This is a genomic window from Streptomyces sp. NBC_00461 (genome assembly GCF_036013935.1).
Classification (GTDB): domain Bacteria; phylum Actinomycetota; class Actinomycetes; order Streptomycetales; family Streptomycetaceae; genus Streptomyces.
On record NZ_CP107902.1, the window covers coordinates 464,629 to 484,024 of the forward strand.

General features: G+C 69.0%; 15 protein-coding genes. 6 read left to right on the forward strand and 9 right to left on the reverse strand.

What is annotated here, in order from left to right; all coding sequences use genetic code 11:
* Positions 1-478 precede the first annotated feature (478 nt).
* Complete coding sequence (locus OG870_RS02295) at positions 479-1,321, reverse strand: alpha/beta hydrolase (protein WP_323178493.1); 843 nt, start codon at positions 1,319-1,321, stop codon at positions 479-481.
* 408 nt (positions 1,322-1,729) lie between these two features.
* On the opposite strand from OG870_RS02295, the gene OG870_RS02300 reads away from it, so the two are divergent.
* Positions 1,730-2,782: an Lrp/AsnC family transcriptional regulator gene (locus OG870_RS02300; protein ID WP_266592768.1), complete on the forward strand. Its 1,053-nt coding sequence runs from the start codon at positions 1,730-1,732 to the stop codon at positions 2,780-2,782.
* Positions 2,783-3,007: 225 nt separating this feature from the next.
* On the opposite strand, the gene OG870_RS02305 is transcribed toward OG870_RS02300, so the two are convergent.
* The 3 genes from OG870_RS02305 to OG870_RS02315 all read right to left on the reverse strand — a co-directional run bounded on the left by OG870_RS02305 (position 3,008) and on the right by OG870_RS02315 (position 8,523).
* On the reverse strand, positions 3,008-7,183 hold the full coding sequence (locus tag OG870_RS02305) for a beta-galactosidase (protein ID WP_327690550.1): 4,176 nt from the start codon (positions 7,181-7,183) through the stop codon (positions 3,008-3,010).
* 294 nt (positions 7,184-7,477) lie between these two features.
* Complete coding sequence (locus OG870_RS02310) at positions 7,478-8,044, reverse strand: DUF5134 domain-containing protein (protein ID WP_266592764.1); 567 nt, start codon at positions 8,042-8,044, stop codon at positions 7,478-7,480.
* Positions 8,045-8,151: 107 nt separating this feature from the next.
* Entirely contained in the window at positions 8,152-8,523 is a 372-nt protein-coding gene (locus tag OG870_RS02315) for a cupin domain-containing protein (RefSeq protein WP_266525801.1), read from the reverse strand.
* Between the two features lie 761 nt (positions 8,524-9,284).
* On the opposite strand from OG870_RS02315, the gene OG870_RS02320 reads away from it, so the two are divergent.
* Together OG870_RS02320 and OG870_RS02325 are read left to right on the forward strand one after the other, a co-directional pair.
* Positions 9,285-9,509 carry a hypothetical protein gene (locus tag OG870_RS02320; protein ID WP_327690551.1) on the forward strand — a complete coding sequence of 75 codons (225 nt, stop codon included), beginning with the start codon at positions 9,285-9,287 and terminating at the stop codon, positions 9,507-9,509.
* Between the two features lie 159 nt (positions 9,510-9,668).
* The gene (locus tag OG870_RS02325; RefSeq protein ID WP_266524765.1) at positions 9,669-10,415 is read left to right on the forward strand and encodes an SDR family oxidoreductase; all 747 of its coding nucleotides are present in this window, start codon (positions 9,669-9,671) and stop codon (positions 10,413-10,415) included.
* Positions 10,416-10,604: 189 nt separating this feature from the next.
* Here OG870_RS02325 and OG870_RS02330 read toward each other — a convergent pair whose 3' ends face one another.
* The gene (locus tag OG870_RS02330) at positions 10,605-11,285 is read right to left on the reverse strand and encodes a sigma-70 family RNA polymerase sigma factor (RefSeq protein ID WP_266845278.1); all 681 of its coding nucleotides are present in this window, start codon (positions 11,283-11,285) and stop codon (positions 10,605-10,607) included.
* A 404-nt stretch (positions 11,286-11,689) separates the two neighbouring features.
* Between OG870_RS02330 and OG870_RS02335 the strand changes: the two genes are divergently transcribed.
* Together OG870_RS02335 and OG870_RS02340 are read left to right on the forward strand one after the other, a co-directional pair.
* Entirely contained in the window at positions 11,690-14,461 is a 2,772-nt protein-coding gene (locus OG870_RS02335; protein ID WP_266845280.1) for a helix-turn-helix transcriptional regulator, read from the forward strand.
* 132 nt (positions 14,462-14,593) lie between these two features.
* Positions 14,594-15,037 (forward strand): nuclear transport factor 2 family protein, encoded by a 444-nt coding sequence (locus OG870_RS02340; RefSeq protein WP_266845282.1) that lies wholly within the window; start codon positions 14,594-14,596, stop codon positions 15,035-15,037.
* Positions 15,038-15,644: 607 nt separating this feature from the next.
* On the opposite strand, the gene OG870_RS02345 is transcribed toward OG870_RS02340, so the two are convergent.
* From OG870_RS02345 to OG870_RS02360, 4 genes are all read right to left on the reverse strand, one after another.
* Complete coding sequence (locus tag OG870_RS02345; RefSeq protein ID WP_266524757.1) at positions 15,645-15,866, reverse strand: helix-turn-helix domain-containing protein; 222 nt, start codon at positions 15,864-15,866, stop codon at positions 15,645-15,647.
* A complete protein-coding gene (locus OG870_RS02350) occupies positions 15,866-16,357 on the reverse strand; it encodes a DUF2975 domain-containing protein (RefSeq protein ID WP_266524755.1) in 492 nt (163 codons plus the stop codon). The genes OG870_RS02345 and OG870_RS02350 overlap by 1 nt, the downstream gene beginning before the upstream one ends.
* Before the next feature lie 163 nt (positions 16,358-16,520).
* Complete coding sequence (gene qcrB / locus OG870_RS02355; protein ID WP_266845284.1) at positions 16,521-18,038, reverse strand: cytochrome bc1 complex cytochrome b subunit; 1,518 nt, start codon at positions 18,036-18,038, stop codon at positions 16,521-16,523.
* Positions 18,038-18,298 carry a WhiB family transcriptional regulator gene (locus OG870_RS02360; protein WP_266524751.1) on the reverse strand — a complete coding sequence of 87 codons (261 nt, stop codon included), beginning with the start codon at positions 18,296-18,298 and terminating at the stop codon, positions 18,038-18,040. Before OG870_RS02360 ends, qcrB begins: the two co-directional genes overlap by 1 nt.
* Before the next feature lie 192 nt (positions 18,299-18,490).
* Between OG870_RS02360 and OG870_RS02365 the strand changes: the two genes are divergently transcribed.
* Positions 18,491-19,381 (forward strand): RNA polymerase subunit sigma, encoded by an 891-nt coding sequence (locus OG870_RS02365; RefSeq protein ID WP_327690552.1) that lies wholly within the window; start codon positions 18,491-18,493, stop codon positions 19,379-19,381.
* The last annotated feature ends 15 nt before the right edge of the window (positions 19,382-19,396 follow it).

Sequence of the window (19,396 nt, forward strand, 5' to 3'; positions counted from 1 at the left end):
GTGCAGCGACCAACGCGCCGAAACTGATCGCGGTCCACACCCACCAGGCGATGAATCGGGGACCGGGAAGCGGCGCCGTCAGGCTGCGTTCGGCTTCACCTTGGTGGTTGAACATGGCCGTCTCCGGCGGGGGGAGGGACGCCGACGAGGGGTGGGTCGCACCTCTGCGCGCCCTGCTGCTCGTCTCAGCACCACGTTACGCTGGAAGGGTGTAGTAGACAGAACAACCACCTGTCCCAGAACAACCATCTGTCGCCTGATCCGCCACCCGACCAACGTCGCCCGTCGATGTACCCCGCGGCTGCATACTCCTGGTGGGGTTCCGTACCTTCGACACGCACAGGACGCCGGCTCGCCCTGGCCGCGATTCCGCTCCCGTTCCCTGCTCCGCAGGTGTCCGATTCCTCCCCGGCCGAGAGGGCCGGGGCATCCTCGGAGGCTTCAGGTGATGGCCGGGTGTGCGCAGAACGTCCCGATGTCAGGTTGACCGAGCGGGTGCTTGCGCCTCGCCTGGGATCGCGGGATCCAGATGTTTCTCCAGAAAGGCGATCTCCGCCGCGACGGCCTCTTCGTGCGACTCGAGGAACGGGGCGTAGTGACGGCCCGTCAGGTGGACCACTTCGGACCGGGGTGCGTTGCGGGCGGCCCGGACGGCGGGGCCGGGGAGAGCGCTCTGGTCCTGGTCGCAGACGACGACCAACAGGGGGCACCGGATCCGGGAGGCATGGCGGCCGGGCCGGTACCCGCCGATCCGCAGGGCGATCCGTGCGGCGACCGTCTGCTCCCAGTTCGTGTGGCGTCGGTCGGGATCGAGGGCCTGGTCGCCGTCCATGGCGTCGAGCGTGGTGAGCGAGGCCACCGCGCCGCGCGGTCCAGCGGTCGGGACCAGGAGCGGCTGACGCCCGGCGAGGCCCCCGAGCGCGTCCGCAACACCTCGACCGAACAGACGTAGCGCCGCGAGGGGCGTCATGGAGCGCAGTGCGTGGGGAGCGACCGCGCGGCCGTCGACCAGTGGGGTCTGCGCGATCGCGCAGGCCAGTTCCGGGTGGTCGGCCGCGACGCGGAAGAGGTGGCCGCCCGCGAGCGAGAAGCCCCAGACCGAGATCCTGTCCGGGTCGACGTCCGGCAGACCGGATGCGTACTCGATCGCGGCGTGCCAGTCGGCGACCTGCTCGTCGAAACTGACGATCTGGCGCGGCGCTCCCCCGCTCTCCCCGAACCGTCGGTGGTCGAAGGCCAGGACCGCGAAACCGGCGTCGTTGAACCGCGCGGCGAACTGGTCCGAGGCCGGCTCCTTCGTCACCGAGGTACCGCCGGCCATGATCACGCAGCCGCCGTTGGACCCTGGATAGTGCCAGGCGGCACAAGAGGTGTCACCGCTGGCGAAGCGTACTTTCTCTCGTTGCTTGAACGCGGGCACATGGACCTCCGTGGTGAACCGTCGTTGTTGTCGGGTGCTGTGACCGTGGGCCTGCGGCCTCATGGCGTCGCGGCGCCTGGAGCGCCTGGAGATGCAGGGGCAGCCGGTCAGGCCGGGAACCAGATGTACGGGTCGAGGGTCATCGGTTGCTCCTTCGTGGCTCGGGTCCGCCGACGTTGCCTCGCGTCCCGGCCGGGACGAGACGGGCCGGGAGGGGCGGGGGCGGGACGGAGTGGATGCCATCCATGCTTGGGGACCTGTCCCCGACATGAGCCCCGTACGGCGGCGGAATGAGCGAAACTTGCTCTCATGGCGCGTGCATCGGCGGATTCCGTACTGACTCTCATGGATCAGCGGCTGGTGGCCGCGCTGCAGTGCGACGGCCGCCTCACCGCGGAGAGGGCGGCCCACGTGCTGGGGCTCAACCCCGCCACCGTGCGTCGCCGCTTGCACGCGCTCGGCGCCGACGGCACCGTACGCGTGGTGATCTCACCGGTCGCGCGACCGCGCAACGGGGGCTCGGCCGGGGCCCTGTTCCTCCGCATCCGGGTCCTGCGGGGAAAGCTCGACACGATCGTGGCCGCGCTCGCGGCGCGCGAGGACATCCCGTTCATCGACGTCACCACCTCGGGTGACGAGATCTTCGCGGTTGCCCGCACCGAGCCGGGTTCACGCGACCCTTTGGTCTTTCGGCAGTTGCCCTCCACCCAGGCGGTCACGTCCGTGCAAAGTTCCACGATCCTGCACGTCTTCCGGCTCACCTCCGAGTGGCGTCACCAGGTGCTGACCGCGTCCGAACGTGCGGCGCTGAACCCGGCCGAGCCGGTCATCGCGGCGACGGCTTCCGGTTCTGCGGGCCCGTACGGCGTCGACACCGATGTCCTGGAGCAGTCCCTCATCGACGCCCTCACCCCCGACGCACGCCTGACCGCGGCGGCCCTGTCCACCCACACCGGGCACCCGGAGAGCACGGTGCGCCGCCGCCTCGCCCAACTGACCACCCAGGGCCGCCTGATCACCCAGGTCCTGGTCGATCCGCGCCGCCTCGGGCTGCCCATCGAGGCCAAACTCCTGCTGCATGTGGCCCCCGACCACCTCGCCGCCGCCGGGCAGGCGCTGGCCGACCACCCCGCGGTGCACGGCGCGTTCGCGACATCGGGACCCTCGAACCTGCACGCGGCCGCGTACTTCCCGGACCTGACGGCCCTGTACGGCTTCCTCTCCAGCGACCTCGTCGGCCTGGGCATCACGCACGTCGAGACGGCCGTCGTCAGCCGCGCCGTCAAACGCACTCCCCCGCCGGTTCAACGGGTACCAGTCGGCCAGGGCGGGGTGAACCCCGCGTCGACAAGCTGGAAGTGACGAACTGACACCTACGGACCGTAGCCCCAACTCATGATCAACATGATCAAAGGGCCGTGCGACGCAGGAACGGCGAGACCGCCGCGCCTCGTACAAGCCTCGTACAAGGCGCGACGGTCTCGTAGTGCATCGATTCTGTTCTGGGCAAGGTCTGCTTGCAGGCAGTCCCTAGGCCCTGTCGTCGTGCATGGCGTCGCGAGGCAGACGGGAAATTGACGACAGGGCCTAGCCGCAGGTCAGCGTCGGTGTCCCCCAGTCACCGTGGTCGTTGCCGTTGCCGTCGCCGGCGTCGCCGACCTTGAGGTCGACCAGTTGGGCGCCGCTGACGTCGACGTCGATCGGAACCACAGGCTGTTTGCCGTGGATCGTCGGCGTGGTCACCAAGGTCTTGCCGTCGGCGATCACGGAGAACGTCACCGTGCCCGCACCGCCCGTCTCGTCGTCGACGCCGACGTCCGCCGTCAACCGAGAGCAGTTTCCGGCGAGGTAGAGCTCGACGTCGCTGACCGAGTTGGTGCCCAGGCCCTTGGTGTGAGCAGTGCCGTCGATGGTGATCGGGCGGCCGTCTCCGGCCGCCTGTTCGCCGACGCTGCTGTCGCGCTCGACCGGGCCCCATCCGTTGGTGGACGACAAGAACGGCAGGTCGCTCACGGCGTTCTTCCCGGCCGACGGAGCGGGCGGGATCCCGCCGACGATGCGCTCGTCACCGGCGGCGGCCTGCTGCCCGTTCTGCCGGTAGTGCACCGTGGTGGTGAGTGCCGAGGCGGACGGCAGCTTCCCTGCGGGCGGTTCGACTTTCCAGGCGAAGGTGGCTGATTGGCCGGGTTGCAGGCGCTTGACCGACGTTGGGCTCGGGGCGCTCACGTTCCAGCCGTCGGGTGCGGCCAGCGAGGCGGTCAGCTGGGAGGCGGCGAGCCTGTCCTTCGGTACCTGCACCGTCGCCTTGGCCGTGAAGGGCTGTCCTGACTGAGCGGTGTCCGGGACGTCCAGGGTGACATCCGCACCCGGACGTTTCGGCATCGCGTACGTCCGGGGATCGTAGCGGGGGCTGTCGTTCTGCGCGACGCGCAGGGACGAGGCATAGCTGCCGTAGTCGGTGAGTGAGACCTTGCCCAGCCCGCCGGTGCCGCCGTCCAGGTTCCACACGGCGATGGCGATGCTGTTGTGGCCGTTCGGGTTCAGGATCCCGTTGGGAACCGGGAAGGTGTGCTGCGGGCCCAGGTAGTTGACGTAGTTGCCGACCTGCCAGCCGTTCACGAAGATCGTGGCACGGTACTTGCGTGACGGGTCGTCGGTGAACGTCAGCCCGAGCGAGGTGTCCTGGCCGTGCGGCAGGTCCAGGTCGGCGTCGGTGCGGTACCAGGACACCCCGGGACGGCTGTCGGTCGTCGGCAGGGACACACGCTTCCACTTGTTGTCCGGGTAGCCCGGCAGGGACCAGCCGGCCCGCTCGCCGTACAGACCGCCCGTCGAGAGCGGGCCGCGCACCGTGTCCTGGAGGTCCTCGCCGCCCCGTACGCCCTGCAGCCGCCAGGTGACGGAGGTCAGCGGAGCCCCGACGAGGGATGCGCTGGTCAGGCCGCGCGCGGTCTTGTTGCCGTTGGTCGAGTTGTAGTCCTCCTCGTGCCCCATGTTCACGGTGAGTACGGAGATGACGTTGTCGCCCTTGGACTTCACAGAACCGGTCGGGAACGTGAAGTCGGCACTGCCTGTGGTGGAGCTGCCGAGGAAGGTGCCGCCCAGCCAGGCGGAGAACGCCTGCGCATTTCCGCCGGAGTCCGAGACCAGGTGGATGCCGGTCTCCTTGCCGGTGGCGCGGAAGCGTCCGCGGTACCAGGTGTTGCCGGTGTGGAAACCGTAGTCGTCGGCGTAGAGCACCGGGAGCGAGTTGACGCCGGAGACGCTGTTGGTGGTTGTCTTGTCGGTCACCTGCCAGCTGGAATCGTCGAAACCGGGGGCCGCTTCGGGGGATTCCTCGGCGTGCTTCCAGTTGGTCAGCGTCGGCAGGTGTATCGGGGCGGCCACCGGGATCTTCCCGGTGCGGCTTGCCGTGTCGGTGGCCTTGGCGTCCAACTGCCTGCCGTTCCAGGTGACATGGGCAGCCGAGCTGAACACTTCGATGTTCTTGTCGTCGGCGTTGTCGCCGGTGAGGGCCACGGTGCGGCCGTCGTTCAGGCTGGTCGCCGTCCGCAGCAGGTGGGTGCCGCGCACGAGCACCGGGCCGCTCGCCGTGTCCTGACGCCAGAAGGTCTTCGCCATGGCCTTGTCGCCGACGAGCAGGAGCAGCGGGCGCTGTCCGGCGCCGCTGACGCTGATGCGGGTCAGGCCCTTGTGGGTGTAGTTCAGCCGCAGGTCACCGGTGGCCGCGTCCCAGGAGGTCGTGGCCGTGCCGCCGGTGGTGGTCACGGTCGGTTTGGACGCGTAGCGAAGGACGGTTTCGCCGTCGGTGCCCGGGTCGCCGTACAGCACGGCGACATCCCGGTTGCCGATGGTCGCGCTGGTCATGATCTCCGAGGTCGAGTACTGCAACTGCGCTTCCCCGAGCCGGTAGTTGGCCACGATCACATGCGCGTCGCGTCCGTCGAGTGTGATCGCGGTGCCCGGTTGCTGCGGCACGACCGGGTAGGTGGGCTCCGAGGCGGCGGTTCCCGTCGGCACGTCGATGGCGTCGATGGACACGTAGTTGTCCGTGGATCCCGAGCTGTGGTTCCCACCGACGACGATCTTCAGCGTGTGCGCCCCGGCCGTCAGGCCCGTCTTCTGGAAGATCACGGCCTGGTTCTCGCTGCCGGAGTCGTCGACGGTCGCCACCTTGGTGCCGTCGAGGTAGACGTCGGCGTTGCCGTGGTTGCTGGTCTTCGGGCCGATCCAGCGGACCGCGGTGCCGTCGAAGGGCACGGTGAGCGAGTCGCCGGCCTTGTTGGAGAACGACTCGGTGTGCTTGTAGTCGCCGCCGGTGTAACTCTGGTCGGCCACGTGCGACCACGAACCGGTGTACTGCAGCGCGGAGTCGGGGTCGTCGTAGGTGTACGTGGTGTCCGTGGACGGCTGTGCGTTGAGGTCCAGCGAGATATGAGCCTTGTCGACCGCGGTGGACGTGGAGTTCCCGTGCCGCAGGGCGTGGAACTGCGTCTTGGTGTCGGGGTTCATCCGGGCGGTGTCGACGACCGCGGAGTCGTCCGGCGGTGTGGCCCTGATCGTCTCGGTCTTGGTCAGCGGGGCGACGGACTGGGTGAAGTACCCGATCAGCTTGTCCTCGTCGTACTTCGGGTCGAGCTGGCGGTTCTCCCGGATGGCGGCGCCGTAGTCGTACGACGTGTAGTTCTCCGGCATGCCAAGCCAGCCCCAGTTGGTGCCGCCGTAGGTCATGTAGAAGCTCTGCGCGGTGGCGCCGACGGCTATGTTCTGCTTGTAGAAGACGTTGGCGAACTGGTCGTTGATCAGCTGGGCGCACTTGTCGTAGCCCGGTCCGCCCCAGGGGTCGAAGGCGCCGCCCTGGAACTCCGGCGAGTACAGCGGCTTGCCGGCAGGGTGGTCGTAGCTGATGTCGGGGACGCCGTTCCACTTCGAGGGGTTCGAGCAGTCGAAGCCCTGCGGGTACGAGTCCGGGCCGTCGACGTCCAGGGCGCCGGTACCGGAGTTGAAGGTGCCGTTGTTGTTGCCGGTCAGCGGTACCGTGATGCCGTCGGCGCGGGCCTTGTCCTCCAGGTGCTTCATGTAGGAGCGGCCGGCCGCCGAGCCGTTGTAGTACTCGTTCTCGACCTGGTAGGCGATGACCGACCCGGTGCCGTTGGTCAGCTGGTGGCGGGCGATGATCCGGTCGATCTGCGTCAGCCACTCATCCGCGTACTTCAGGAACTGCGGGTCGTCACTGCGGTTGCGCCCGGCCTTGGTGGTCATCCAGCCGGGCAGACCGCCGCTGTCGACCTCGGCGTTGATGTACGGCGCCGGGCGCGCGATCACGTACAGCCCGGCCTCCTGGGCCATGTCGAGCAGCTTGTCGACGTCGCGCACGCCGCTGAAGTCGTACACGCCCGGCTTCGGCGAGTGGTATCCCCAATCGAAGTACAACGAGGTCGAGTTGAAGCCGGCGGCCTTCATCTTCTGGAAGATGTCGCGCCACAGGTCCGGGCTCGGGAGCCGGAAGTAGTGGAACTCGCCGGACCACAGGTAGGTGCGCTTGCCGTCGACGAGGAACGAGTAGCCGTCGAGAGTCACCGTGTGCTTCCGCGCACTGGCGGCGGGCGTGGCGGCAGGTGCCTGCCCGCCGACGTCCTGCGCCGCGGCGGGCGCGGTCATGCCTGCGGCCAGGGCGATGGTCGCGGCGGCCGCGAGGGCCGCCCTCCACCATCGGCGCCGACCGGGTCTCGCACCTTCTGAACCGATCCGATTACCCCGCACTGCGGCCTCCCTACCGCCTGAGCAATCAGAGTCAAACAGACTCAGGCAAAGCCGAACAGTAAAGGGGCACAAGGCGCAACACAATGGGGCGGGAGAACACAGCTGAGGTAGCACCGAGGCAGCGCCGATGTAGCAGGGGCGACCCGCTGCCTGCGCCCAGCAGGTCCGGTAGCCCTTCGACCCGCCTGGAGCGGTGTACACCTACCCGGAACTCGGCAACCGCTCAGTGCGTCCGCTGAGTTGTTCCTCGGACACTCCTCGCTGGTGCTGTCTGTCCGGGTCACCAGCGAGGGGTCAGTGATGCATGAGCAGCATGATGGCCGTGCCCATGGCCGTCGATCCCTGCCAGAAGCGGTCGCACGGCCCGCTGATGCTGGTGGACATGACCGTGCTGCCCGAAGCCCCGCGCAGCGCGGGCATGTCCCGGGTCAATGACCGAAGGGCGCAGGCGAGGAGACACAGCGTCAGTACGCCGGTGACCGCGTCGCCGGTCCGTACGTCCGTGTAGCCGCCGTGACGCACCGGCATCCATGCCATGGCAGCCATGGCGGCCATGCCGACCGCGTCCGGCGGCCTCCGCACAAGGTCGGCCGATCCGGGCCACCGGCGACTGAGCCGCGCCGTCAGCGGGAACCACAGGGCAGCGGCCGCGAAGAAGACCGTCTGCCGCTGCGGCGACTGTTCGCCGCCCCAGTGCCACGGCATCACCGTCATGGCCAAGGCCATGACGGTGTGCAGGAGATGGTCTCCGCGGCTGAGCCATCCGGAACTCCAGGACAGGACTGAATGCCGCAGCGCGTGGACGGTCGCGGCCCCGAACAGCACTGTCAGCATGCCGTACACGACATCAGGGGCGCTCATGCCTCACCGCACCCTCCCACGGAGCGGACAGGCTCCGTTGACAACCGCCTTGGACGGGCCGGACGGGGCGGACAGGGCAGACGGGCGAACGGGCGAACAGCGGCCAGTCAGCCGGTGGGCCGCGGGGCGCGCAGGTGGGCTCGCCTGGACAGTTCCTCCTCCTCGACCAGTTCGAGCATGGGCTTGCCCGGTGCGCAGAGCATGGTCACGACGAATCGGGTCCGCGCATCCGTCAGGGCGTTGCCGTCCTGGTAGTGGATCACGTCGCCGCCCGGCTCCCAGAACGTCCCGCCGGCCTCGACCACGCGCTCGGGCTCCCCCTCCAGCTCGAAACGGACCGCGCCTTCGACCACGTACCCGAACGCGGGCCCGGGGTGACGGTGCGGCGGGCTGCCCGGGTCTCCGGGCTCCCACTCCACGAGAATGGTCATCGCGGAGGCACCGTCGGGGATGGCGAGCGGCGCGGCGTCCTGCAGCATCTTCACCGCCGTCTTCCATCCCTCTGGCCGTGTCTGCAGACCGGTGCCGTGCTCTGCGTCCTTGTTCGACACTGTGCCGACCTCCCTTGGATCACCGGGCCATGGCCGCCATGGCCGTCTCCAGTGATGACCGGGCTCTCGGTGGATCTGTGACACCAGGGACCGGTACCGAGACCGGTACCGGTACCGAAACCGCGTCACAACGTTGGTAGGTGCCCTGTCGTAGATGGCGTGAGGGGTCTGCGTCACCGCCACCTCACGAAGACATCAGCGGAGTCACGCGGTGAGGGCGCCCTCTCCGGGGAGTAGGACCCCGCCCTCTCCTGTCCCCCACGCCTCCGTCCCCGTCCTACGCCCCACGCCCCACGTCCTGACAGGAAACGGCCATGAGTGAGCTCGACCATCGGACACCCGGGATGCCGTACGCCGTTACTTCCGTGTGGATGCCGAGTCGATCGTCGTCGCCGCCCTGGACCGGTTGGCGCGCGCCGGCGCGATCGATCCGGAGACGGTCGTGCGGGCCCGCGACCGGTACGGATGGCACGGGTGACCGTCGCGAGGCCGCTGTCGGTCGACTCTGCCGGGTGGGAGCAGCAGGACGCCTATGCCATCAGTGCGGAGTTCTACGACCTTCTGCAGGCGGAGCGGGACGAGTCGCGGGTGCGCGCGTTCTACCGCGACGATGTCGGCAGGGCCCGTGTCGGCGTGCTGGATGTCGGCGCCGGAACCGAGCGGGTCACGCTGATGAGTCTCTTTGAGTCATGGGTTCCCGTGCACGCGGTGGAGCCCGCACGGTCCATGCGTATCCCGCTGATGACGACTGGGTGTGCGGTGAGGGGCGTGTGCTGCGCCGACACCACGAAACGTTCTGGATGTGGCCGGCGCCCCGCGGGGAGGTGATCGCGGAGCTGGAGGAACGCGGTTTCCTTCCGCTGCCGGAAAGGCCGGATCCTTCCGTGCTGGCCGTACGGCTCGCGCAGCCGTGACCTGATATGTCGGCTGGATCCGTTGCGTGCTCCGTGGCGTGCCCTGATGGAGGAGGTCTCGGCCCAGGGAAGCCTCGCCGAACAACTCGGTGTCACAAATCGCCCTCCCGTCCTGTCACTTCTAGTACAGGAATCTGAGAACTCCGAGAGGAACCCGTCATGAAGGTCGTAGTGATCGGTGGAACCGGGCTCATCGGCTCGAAGGTGGTCGCCAGGCTCACGGAGAACGGCCATGAGGCGGTCGCTGCCGCGCCCAACACCGGCGTCAACACGCTGACGGGCGAGGGCCTCGCCGAGGTCCTGCAGGGCGCGTCGGTCGTGGTCGACGTCTCCAACTCCCCGTCGTTCGAGGACGAGGCGGTCATGGAGTTCTTCCGTACCTCCACGACCAACCTGCTGAAGGCGGAGACCGAGGCCGGCGTCGGACACCATGTGGCCCTGTCGGTGGTCGGCACCGACCGCCTCCAGGAGAGCGGGTACTTCCGGGCCAAGCAGGTCCAGGAGGAGCTGATCAAGGCGTCCGGCCTCCCCTACTCCATCGTCCACGCCACCCAGTTCTTCGAGTTCGCGAAGGGACTGGCCGACGGCTGCACCGAGGGTGACACCGTGCACCTGCCCGATGCCAAGATCCAGCCCATGGTCTCCGACGACGTGGCCGCGGCCGTCGGCCGCACCTCGGTCGGCGCCCCGGTGGGTGGCGTGGTGGAGGTCGCGGGCCCTGAGGCGTTCCAGCTCGATGAGTTCATCCGCACGGCGCTCGCCGCCAAGAACGACCCTCGGAAGGTCGTCACGGACCCGCAGACCCGTTACTGGGGTGCCGAACTGCAGGAGGACACGCTGCTGCCGGGGCCGGACGCACACATCGCCGCCACCAGGTTCGCGGACTGGCTCGCGCAGCAGAAGTAATTCCGGTTCTCGGGTGGCTCTTCCGTCCTGGGGAGGGCCACCCCGCCTTTTCCCTTTTCGGAAAAGAAATGCCGCCTTCGGAAAGAGGATGTCGCAGAAATGGGCGAGACCCTGATCCGGCCGACCGGCCGACCGGCCGACCGGACCCGCTGGTCAGGCCGGACCCGTGGCCGCCCAGAACGGCACACATCATGGGCGGTGGTTCGCGTCGGCGGACAGCACCCTTTCCAACCGTTCCAGATCACCGGAGCGGGCCGCCGCGAAGAACGCCTCCACCAGGCGCCGATGCGCGACGGAGTCCACCGGCTGCCGGTGACCGTCGCTGACCAGGCGTTCCTGTGCGCGTGAGACATGCTGCCTGCTGTTGACCACGCTGAGATGCAGCAGCTCGGCGATACGGTCGTACGGGTAGCCGAAACCCTCTCGCAGGACGTACGCGGCACGCTGCCTCGGCGTCAGCCTCTCCATCAGCAGCAGAACCGCACGCTCGACGGCGTCCTGCCGCTCGGCCACCGTTTCCGGGGTCACCCCCGTGTCCGCCCGCTCCGGGAGCCAGGGACCGGCACAGGCCACCCGGCGTTTCCAGGCGGACTGAATGACGTTGATGGCCAGCCGGACAGTGGTCGTCCGGAGCAGTCCGGACGGATTCGAGACAACCGCACGGTCGGTGCCCTGCCACCGCAGCCATGTCTCCTGAAGGACGTCCTCGGCCTCCTGCGCGTTTCCCAGAATGCGGTGGGCGAGGTCGAACAGTCCCGGCCTGGCACGGACGAACACCCTTGTCGCATGGTCAAGCTCGACGTTCGTCGGGATGGCCGTCGTGCCCGGCGTCCCCCGGCCCTGCCTCGCTACCGCCAGATGTGTGTCCACGCCCAGCTCCTGTCCTCGTGGGCCGGCGGACGGAAGGTCCAAAGGTCCGCTGACACCAAACTCGCGCCGCAGGAGTGGTCGGCGCGCCCTTGGAAGGCCGTAGTGGACTCCGTGGTCGTGCCTTGACCGATTCATGGCGGACCTTTCCGGAGCCGCCCGGCCACCGGGTCCGCGGGCAGCGCCTCGGGACGGGCGGCGAGCCACAGGCCCGACGCACGCACGACGCACGACGCGCGACGCAGCGGAGGCCTCGGCACTCGTTCCGCCAAGTTCGCTCACCTTTGGACGTTGCCGGCTACCCCCGCCTTTACGATGGACACGGCTCGCCTCGGTCGTCCCACGGCTGCAGTGATCCGCAACACCTTGGCCGACGGGCCTCGAGTATCCGCACAGGGAGGCTGCGCATGACGAGCCGCGGTTCTCGGGCGGGACTCCTGGGGCGGCAAGGCGAGTGCCAGGCCCTCGACAACCTCCTCGCGGAGGCCAGGGCCGGACGGAGCGGGGTCCTCGTCGTGCGCGGCGAGGCGGGGATCGGCAAGACCGAGCTGTTGAAGTACCTGATCGAGCGCGCCACCGGATGCCGTACCGTCAGCGCGGCCGGCGTCCAGTCGGAGATGGAGCTCTCCTACGCCGGCCTGCACCAGCTCTGCGCCCCGCTGCTGGCCGGTCTCGACAACCTTCCCGAGCCGCAGCGCGACGCCTTGTGCACGGCGTTCGGGCTGCGCGGCGGCGCCACGCCCGACCGGTTCCTCGTGGGCCTGGCGACGTTGAGCCTGCTCGCGGACGCCGGCGGGGACGAGCCGCTGGTGGTCGTCGTCGACGACGCGCAGTGGCTGGACCACGTGTCGGCGCAGGCGCTGGAGTTCGTCGCGCGCCGGCTGCTGGCGGAATCGGTCGTGCTCGTCGTCGCCGTGCGTGAGCCTTCCGCCGGTGAGCTGTTCACCGGCACGCCCGAGCTGCCTGTGCCGGGGTTGTCCGAGGACGACTCCCGCCGGCTCCTCGCCTCGGTCGTCACCGGTCCGCTGGACCGGCGCGTGCGTGACCGCATCGTCGCGGAGACCCGGGGCAACCCGCTGGCCCTGCTTGAGCTGCCGCGCGCGCTGATCGCGTTGGATCCGGCCGGCGCCTTCGGGCCTCCCGAGGCAGAGCCCCTCGCCAACCGGCTTGAGCAGGACTTCCTGCGGCGCGTCGAGTCGCTCCCGGACGAGACGCGACGCCTGCTGTTCGTCGCCGCCGCCGAGCCGGTCGGTGACGTGACCTTGCTGCGGCGTGCGGCGCAGCAGCTGGGCATCGCCATGGACACGGCCGCGGTGCGCGCTGAGGCGTCGGGTTTGATCACCTTGGGCACCTGGGTGCGCTTCCGGCACCCGCTGGTGCGCTCGGCGGCCTACCGCGCGGCGGACCCGGAACACCGTCGCGCGGTCCACAAGGCGCTGGCGGACGCGACGGATGCCCGGCTGGATCCGGACCGTCGGGCGTGGCATCTGGCGCGCGCAGCGACGGGACTCGACGAGGGGGTGGCCGCCGAGCTGGAGCGCTCGGCGGGCCGGGCGCAGGCACGCGGCGGAGTCGCCGCGGCGGCGGCCTTTCTGGACCGGGCCGCCCAGCTGACCCCCGACCCCGTGCGCCGCGGAGCGAGAGCGCTGGCCGCGGCGCAGGCCAAGTACCAGGCCGGCGCGTTCGACGCGGCGCGGGAACTGGCGGACGCGGCGGAGCTGGGTCCCCTCGACGAGCTGGGAGCCGCACGGTCGACGTTGCTGCACGGTCGGATCATGGCCGCGTCCAGGAGCGCCGGCGCGGGCCTGCCGCTGCTGCTGCAGGCGGCCAGACGGCTTGAGCCGCTCGACGCCGGGCTGGCTCGTGAGACCTACCGGGACGCGATCTACGCGGCGCTCACCGCCGGCCGGCTGCCCGAGGGCAGCGGGATCCGCGAGGTGGCCCAGGCTGTCCTGAGAGCACCGAAGCCCGCCGAGCCGACGCGGGACGATCTTCTCCTCGACGGCCTGGCGCGGGTGTACACGGCGGGGTACGCGGCCGGGGCGCCGATGCTGCTTCAGGCGATCGGCGCCTACCGCGCCGACGGCGTCTCGGGGCGCGAAGGTCTCGGCTGGCTGCCGCTCGCCTGTCGTCTGGCCCACAGCATGTGGGACTTCGCCAGCTGGTCCGTGCTGTCGGCACGGCTGGTCGACCTGGCCCGCGAGACGGGCGCCCTGTCGGTGCTGCCGTCGGCTCTGCTGTTGCGGCTGTCGAACCGGGCCTTCGCCGGCGATCTCGACAGCGCCCATGCCCTGGTCGCGGAAGCCACGGCGATCGGCGAAGCGACCGGCAGCACTTTCTTCGCGCACTACAGCGCGCTGGTCGTCGAGCCCTGGAAGGGCCGGGAGTCCACGACCCGGCAGGCGATCGAAGCGCTCACCCGGGACTCCCTCCTGCGTGGGGAAGGCAAGGTGGAGACCGCGACGCAATGGGCGGCAGCGGTGCTCTACAACGGTCTCGGCCGGTACGAGGAGGCCTACGCGGCCGCCCGGCGTGGTTGCGAGAACCCTGACGAATTCGGCCTGTCGCTGCAGTCGACGATGGAGCTCGTCGAGGCGTCCGCACGACTGGGCAGACCCGAGGACGCGGCCGAGGGCGTGCGCTGGATCGGCGAGATGGCGCAGGCCAGCGGCACCGACTGGGCTCTCGGCACCGCCGCCGGTGCCCGTGCCCTGGTGAGCGAGGGGCCCAGCGCCGACGCTCTCTACCGTGAGGCGATCGAGCGGCTCGGCGCCACCGAGATGCGCATGTATCTTGCCCGCACCCGGCTGCTCTACGGCGAGTGGCTGCGCCGCGAGAACCGCCGCGTCGACGCCCGTGTCCAGCTGGGCGCGGCCCACGACATGCTCAGCAGCATCGGGGCCGAGGCGTTCGCCGAGCGGGCGCGCCGCGAACTGCAGGCCACGGGGGCGAAGGTGGCCAGGCGCCCGACCGCGACCCACGAGCCCCTCACGCCTCAGGAGGAGCAGATCGCCCGCCTCGTAGGCGACGGCCTCACGAATCCAGAGATCGGCGCCCAGCTGTTCATCAGCCCCCACACCGTCGAATGGCACCTGCGCAAGGTGTTCTCGAAGCTCGGCATCACCTCCCGCAAGGAGATCCGCACCCTTCGGCTCGCGGGCGAGGCGACTCCTGCCTAGGACGTGTGTCGATAGTGGATCTTGGCGATGCGCTTGCCTTACCTCGGAGGTAATCGTCTAGGCGTACCCGCGCCGGCAGGATTGGTGATCTCTCCGCGTCGGAGGACGCGGACCAGAACGGAGAGGTCAGCCATGTCCATAGCCGCACTTACGAACACACGCACTGTAGTTGAGGAGTTACTGCGCAGAATCGGCGAGGGCGACCCTGAGCGCATCGCCGAACTGTATGCCGAGCACGGCGATTGGAAGCTCGACTGGCCGGAGGCGGAGCACGGCCGTGCTGCCACGCCATGGATCCGTCACCGGTCCACCCGGGCCGACGCGGCCGCCCACTATCGCGAGCTGGCCGAGTACCACGTACCGCAGCGTGTGGCGACTGAGGTCGAGCGCATCCTTGTCGACGGAAGCGACGCGGTCGTGCTCGGCGAGATCCGACAGACCGCCCGGCCCACCGGACGTGCCTATCACGCGCGTTTCGCTCTGCATCTCACCGTCGAAGACGGTCTAATCATCCGGCACCATGTCTACGAGGACAGCCTGGCCGTCGCGCAGGCATTCGAGGCGGAGAACCGTTGAAGGCCGCCAAGCCAATCGCGAACGTGCCGCGCACAGCCGCCTTCTGAGGCAGTTGACACCGCACTCGACCGCGTGCCGAGCCTTGTGCTCCTGCGGGTCGAACATAGGTGGCCCGCCGCCACGTAAGCCGCGGTTCTTGCCCGATCGCTTACGCCTTTCGGCGCGCACGCGATCGGGCCGGGTGCGGGATCTGCCCGGCCTCGGACGCGGGACACGGATCTTGTTGAGGAGCGGCTCGACCTGCAGGGGAATCTCCGAACTGCCCGGCCGTGATCACGATGGACATGGGCTTCTGGCCCTGTTCGACGGCGAGGTGCAGCTTGGCGGTCAGGCCGCCCCGTGAGCGCCCGAGCCCGTGATCGTCCGGCTCGACGGTGCCGCCGCCATGCGGCTCCTTCGGCAGCTCCCTTTCCCCTTGCCCCCGGCGTCCTGGCGGGCCCGGCACAGCCATGTGGCGTTCCGGCGGCGCGCGGCGGGCGGTGGCTGGGGGTGAGCGGGCGGGACGGTCTCGTCGCCGCCCCGCCCTGTTGTGTACGCCCGTCAGTGGACCGTGCGTCGTGTCACGGGTCGGTGGCGCCCGGCGTTTTCACGCCCGCTGTGGGCCACGTCATCCGCCCGCGGCATCCTCGGCCACCCAGCGCAGCAGGTCGCCCGGCTGGCACTTGAGCACGTCGCAGAGCGCGGCGAGCGTGGCGAAGCGCACCGCCTTGGCGCGGCCGTTCTTGAGTACCGCCAGGTTGGCGGGCGTGATCCCCACGCGGTCCGCGAGGTCGCCCACGGACATCTTCCGCCTGGCCAGCATCACGTCGATGTCGACGACGATCGGCATCAGATCACCTCGTCCAACTCGGCCTGCATCTCCGTCGCTTCGACGTCGCGCGCGACGGCCTGGGCGAGCAGCATCCGCAGAACGAGCACGATGAGCGCGACCCCCAGGATGGCCAGGCCGACCCCGCCCATGATGACGGTGACGCCGGGGTCGTCCCGCTGGCCCGGCGCATTGACGGCGGTGACCGTGAACCACAGGAGGGCAGCCGCCACGATCGCGCCGATGACGGCGTCCACGTACCGGAAGGCGGCGTGGGAGAACACGGTTCCGCGTCGCACCATCGTCACCAGCCGCCATACGCTGACCAGGGCGACCTGGGCCGACGCCATGCCCAGGATCGTGATCACGCGCAGCGGGGTCAGCGGGAGCGACCCGTCCTCCGGGTCGTTCCCGCTGATCAACACCCACACCATCGACGCCTGTACGAACACGGTGCCGGCGAGCACCACCACGAGCACGGCGCGAAGCGCACGCACGGCCAGCTTTCCCATGACTCACCCTTCCATCGAGTTGCGATGGGAATCTATCGAATCTCGATAGGCCAAGCAAGGGCTGGGTTGGCCGGACCGGACCGGAGGGCTGGCGGCGGTTTCCTACCGTCGCGGAACGCCGCCGCCCCCTCCTCAAGGACGGCGGTGGCGTTTGCCGGACGCATCAGTGGCGGCGCTCGCCGGTTGTCTCCTTGTATTCCGGCTCGGTTGGCTTGGTGACCTGTACCTGTGTGCCTTTCCGGTAAGGGATGTGCTGGGTCAGAGCCTGGCGTCGTTCTGGGCCGAGCGGCTCGTGCACCTCGATGAATTCTCCGTTGGGCAGGCGCTTGATGATGCCCGTCTCGCGTCCGTGCAGCACTTTGTCCCGATCGCCGAGTTGAAGGCCGAGCGCCAATCGTCTCGTCACGACATAGGCCACCACGGGCACGACGAAGAGGCCGATGCGGACCGCCCACGTCACCGACTCGACCGAGACATGGAAACGGACGGCGATGATGTCGTTCCCGGCGCCGATCAAGGACACCAGATAGAAACTGAGCCATGCGACGCCGAGTGCCGTGCGTACCGGACGATTGCGCGGCCGGTCCAGAAGGTGCTGGTCCTGTCGGTCACCGGTCGCGCGGGCCTCGATGAACGGGTATGCGGCCAAGGCGAGAAAGAAGATGACGCCCACCGACAGAGGAATCAGGTTGTCCAGCGCCAGGGTGTGACCCCAGAAGTCGACTTCCCACCCCGGCATCACACGCAACAGTCCGTCCGCCACGCCCATGTACCAGTCGGGCTGCGAACCGGCGGAAACCTGGTCGGCACGGTAAGGGCCGTATCGCCAGACGGGGTTGATCTGCGCGACCGCAGCGATGATGAAGACGGTGCCCGAGACCAGGAGGAAATAGCCCGCGGACTTGATGACCCGCACCTTGGCCGGAACGCCCACGACATTGCTGTTGGTGCGCCCCGGGCCCGGATACTGGGTGTGCCTGTGGTGGAGCATCAGAACCAGATGGGCGGTCAGCAGTCCCACCATGAGGGCGGGGATGACCAGCACATGGATGGTGTTGAAGCGTGCCACCAGCTCGTTGCCCGGGAACTCGCCTCCGAAGAGGAACATCGACAGGTACGTTCCGACGATCGGGATAGAAAGGATCGTTCCGTTCACGACGGCGAGCCCGGTCCCGGAAAGCAGGTCGTCCGGAAGGTCGTATCCCGTCAGTCCTCCGAACATGGCGAGGACCAGCAGCAGGAATCCCGTCAGCCAGTTGAGTTCGCGAGGCTTGCGGAAGGCGCCCGTGAAGAACACCCGCATCAGGTGGGCGAGTATCGCGGCGACGAAGACCAACGCCGCCCAGTGGTGGGCCTGCCGGATCAGCAGACCGCCACGGACGTCGAAGGAAATGTGCATGGTCGAATCGAACGCCTCCGACACCATCTGCCCCCGCAGCGGTGCGTAACTTCCGTTGTACTGCACCTCCTTCATCGACGGATGAAAGTAGAACGTGAGATACACGCCCGTGACGACGAGAACGATGAAGCTGTAGAGACAGATCTCCCCCAGCATGAACGACCAGTGATCCGGGAAAACCCGCCGCATTTTTCCTCTGACCAGACCGCGAACGCCCAGGCGTCCATCGGCCCAATCGGCGACCCTTTCCCCCTTGCGTATGCCGCTGCCGCTGCCGCCCATCACAGATCGCTCATGCAGGGTTGTGTGCGCGGGAGCTCGCGGCCCCGCATCGCTCGGCGTTCGCTTTCCGTCGTGCCGCCCCAGATACCGTCCACCTGTCCCACCCGCACGGCCCAGTCGAGGCACTGCCGCGCCACGGGACAACGGCCGCACACGGCCTTGGCGTCGTCAATCTGCCGAAGTGTCGGACCGCTGTTGGATATGGGGAAGAAAAGCTCGGGATCCACGCGCAGGCAAGCTGCCTGTTCACGCCAGTGCATGGCATGGTCACCTCGTTCAGCAGTCAAGGAAAGAATGTGGCGCTGCCGTATAAGACCGCGCACCGGCCGCATGTGTGACACCCGCCCGCTGCGGCCCGTGTCACAAGTCGTGGGACTTCCCGGTCTTACGGTTTGAGCCGACGCCCCTGCCCCGTGCGGGGTCGTACGAGCGAGAGGGAGGGAGGAGGCCGTATGGACCAGGGCGATGCGGTGCCGATCTCCGAGCTGTGGGAGGAGCGTCGGTTCCTGCTCGATGTCGCCCACTGGATGCTGGGCGATCGGAGTGCGGCGGAAAGCATCGTAGATGAGGCCTATCGCCGGTGGTATGGGCTGTCCGACGCCGCGCGTCGGCAGATCACCGTTCCCCGCTCATGGCTGGCGAAGACCGTGGGCACGATCTGCCTCGGCCTTCTCGCGATGCCCGCCTGGGGTGCGGCCGGCCAGGAAGAAGAGCACCCGGCACCGCCTACGGAGCCGGCGGAGGTGGAGGTGGCGGCGGGCCGGATCGTGCTGAACGCGCTGGAGTCGCTGCCGACGGTCGAGCGTGCGGCGTTCGTGTTCCGCGCCTTCGGGCTGGCCCCCGGGACGGTCGCCGACATCGTGGGCCGCACGGAGCCGGAGCTCGCCGAGCTCGCCGAACGGGCCAGGCAGTGGCTGCGGCTGCAGCGCGCCCACTCCACAACGCCGCAACAGCACGATGCCGTCGCCCACGCCGTGCGAAGGGCGTGTGTCACGGAGGACGGCGAGTTGCTCGCGTCGTTGTTGTGTCCGGACGTCACGGCGTTCTTCGACGGCGGCGGCAAGGTACGGGCGTTGACGGGGCCCGTACACGGCACGGAGCCGGTAGCCGGCAGCCTGCTGACGCTCCTGGCCCGCCGCCCACGCACCTCCCTGACCACCCATTCCGTCAACGGCCGTACCGGCCTCGTGGCCCGCTACGGCCACCAGGTCGCCGCCGTCATCAGCCTCGATGTCGCCGGCGACCGCGTCGCCCAGGCCTGGGTCATGCTCAACCCCGACAAACTCCGGTCCTGGAACCAGCCGCACGCACGCGATGATTCCGGCTCGGATTCCAGTCCGTGACCGCGGAGCGAACGG

What these genes read in the sequence shown, in the direction of transcription:
- OG870_RS02345 (WP_266524757.1), bottom strand. Translation starts at nt 15,866, where the DNA reads ATGCCGATCGTCGTCGACATCGACGTGATGCTGGCCAGGCGGAAGATG.
- qcrB (WP_266845284.1), bottom strand. Translation starts at nt 18,038, where the DNA reads ATGGGCGGCAGCGGCAGCGGCATACGCAAGGGGGAAAGGGTCGCCGAT.
- OG870_RS02300 (WP_266592768.1), top strand. Translation starts at nt 1,730, where the DNA reads ATGGCGCGTGCATCGGCGGATTCCGTACTGACTCTCATGGATCAGCGG.
- OG870_RS02320 (WP_327690551.1), top strand. Translation starts at nt 9,285, where the DNA reads ATGGGTTCCCGTGCACGCGGTGGAGCCCGCACGGTCCATGCGTATCCC.
- OG870_RS02325 (WP_266524765.1), top strand. Translation starts at nt 9,669, where the DNA reads ATGAAGGTCGTAGTGATCGGTGGAACCGGGCTCATCGGCTCGAAGGTG.
- OG870_RS02340 (WP_266845282.1), top strand. Translation starts at nt 14,594, where the DNA reads ATGTCCATAGCCGCACTTACGAACACACGCACTGTAGTTGAGGAGTTA.
- OG870_RS02360 (WP_266524751.1), bottom strand. Translation starts at nt 18,298, where the DNA reads ATGCACTGGCGTGAACAGGCAGCTTGCCTGCGCGTGGATCCCGAGCTT.
- OG870_RS02315 (WP_266525801.1), bottom strand. Translation starts at nt 8,523, where the DNA reads ATGCTGCAGGACGCCGCGCCGCTCGCCATCCCCGACGGTGCCTCCGCG.
- OG870_RS02295 (WP_323178493.1), bottom strand. Translation starts at nt 1,321, where the DNA reads ATGGCCGGCGGTACCTCGGTGACGAAGGAGCCGGCCTCGGACCAGTTC.
- OG870_RS02350 (WP_266524755.1), bottom strand. Translation starts at nt 16,357, where the DNA reads ATGGGAAAGCTGGCCGTGCGTGCGCTTCGCGCCGTGCTCGTGGTGGTG.
- OG870_RS02335 (WP_266845280.1), top strand. Translation starts at nt 11,690, where the DNA reads ATGACGAGCCGCGGTTCTCGGGCGGGACTCCTGGGGCGGCAAGGCGAG.
- OG870_RS02310 (WP_266592764.1), bottom strand. Translation starts at nt 8,044, where the DNA reads ATGAGCGCCCCTGATGTCGTGTACGGCATGCTGACAGTGCTGTTCGGG.
- OG870_RS02365 (WP_327690552.1), top strand. Translation starts at nt 18,491, where the DNA reads ATGGACCAGGGCGATGCGGTGCCGATCTCCGAGCTGTGGGAGGAGCGT.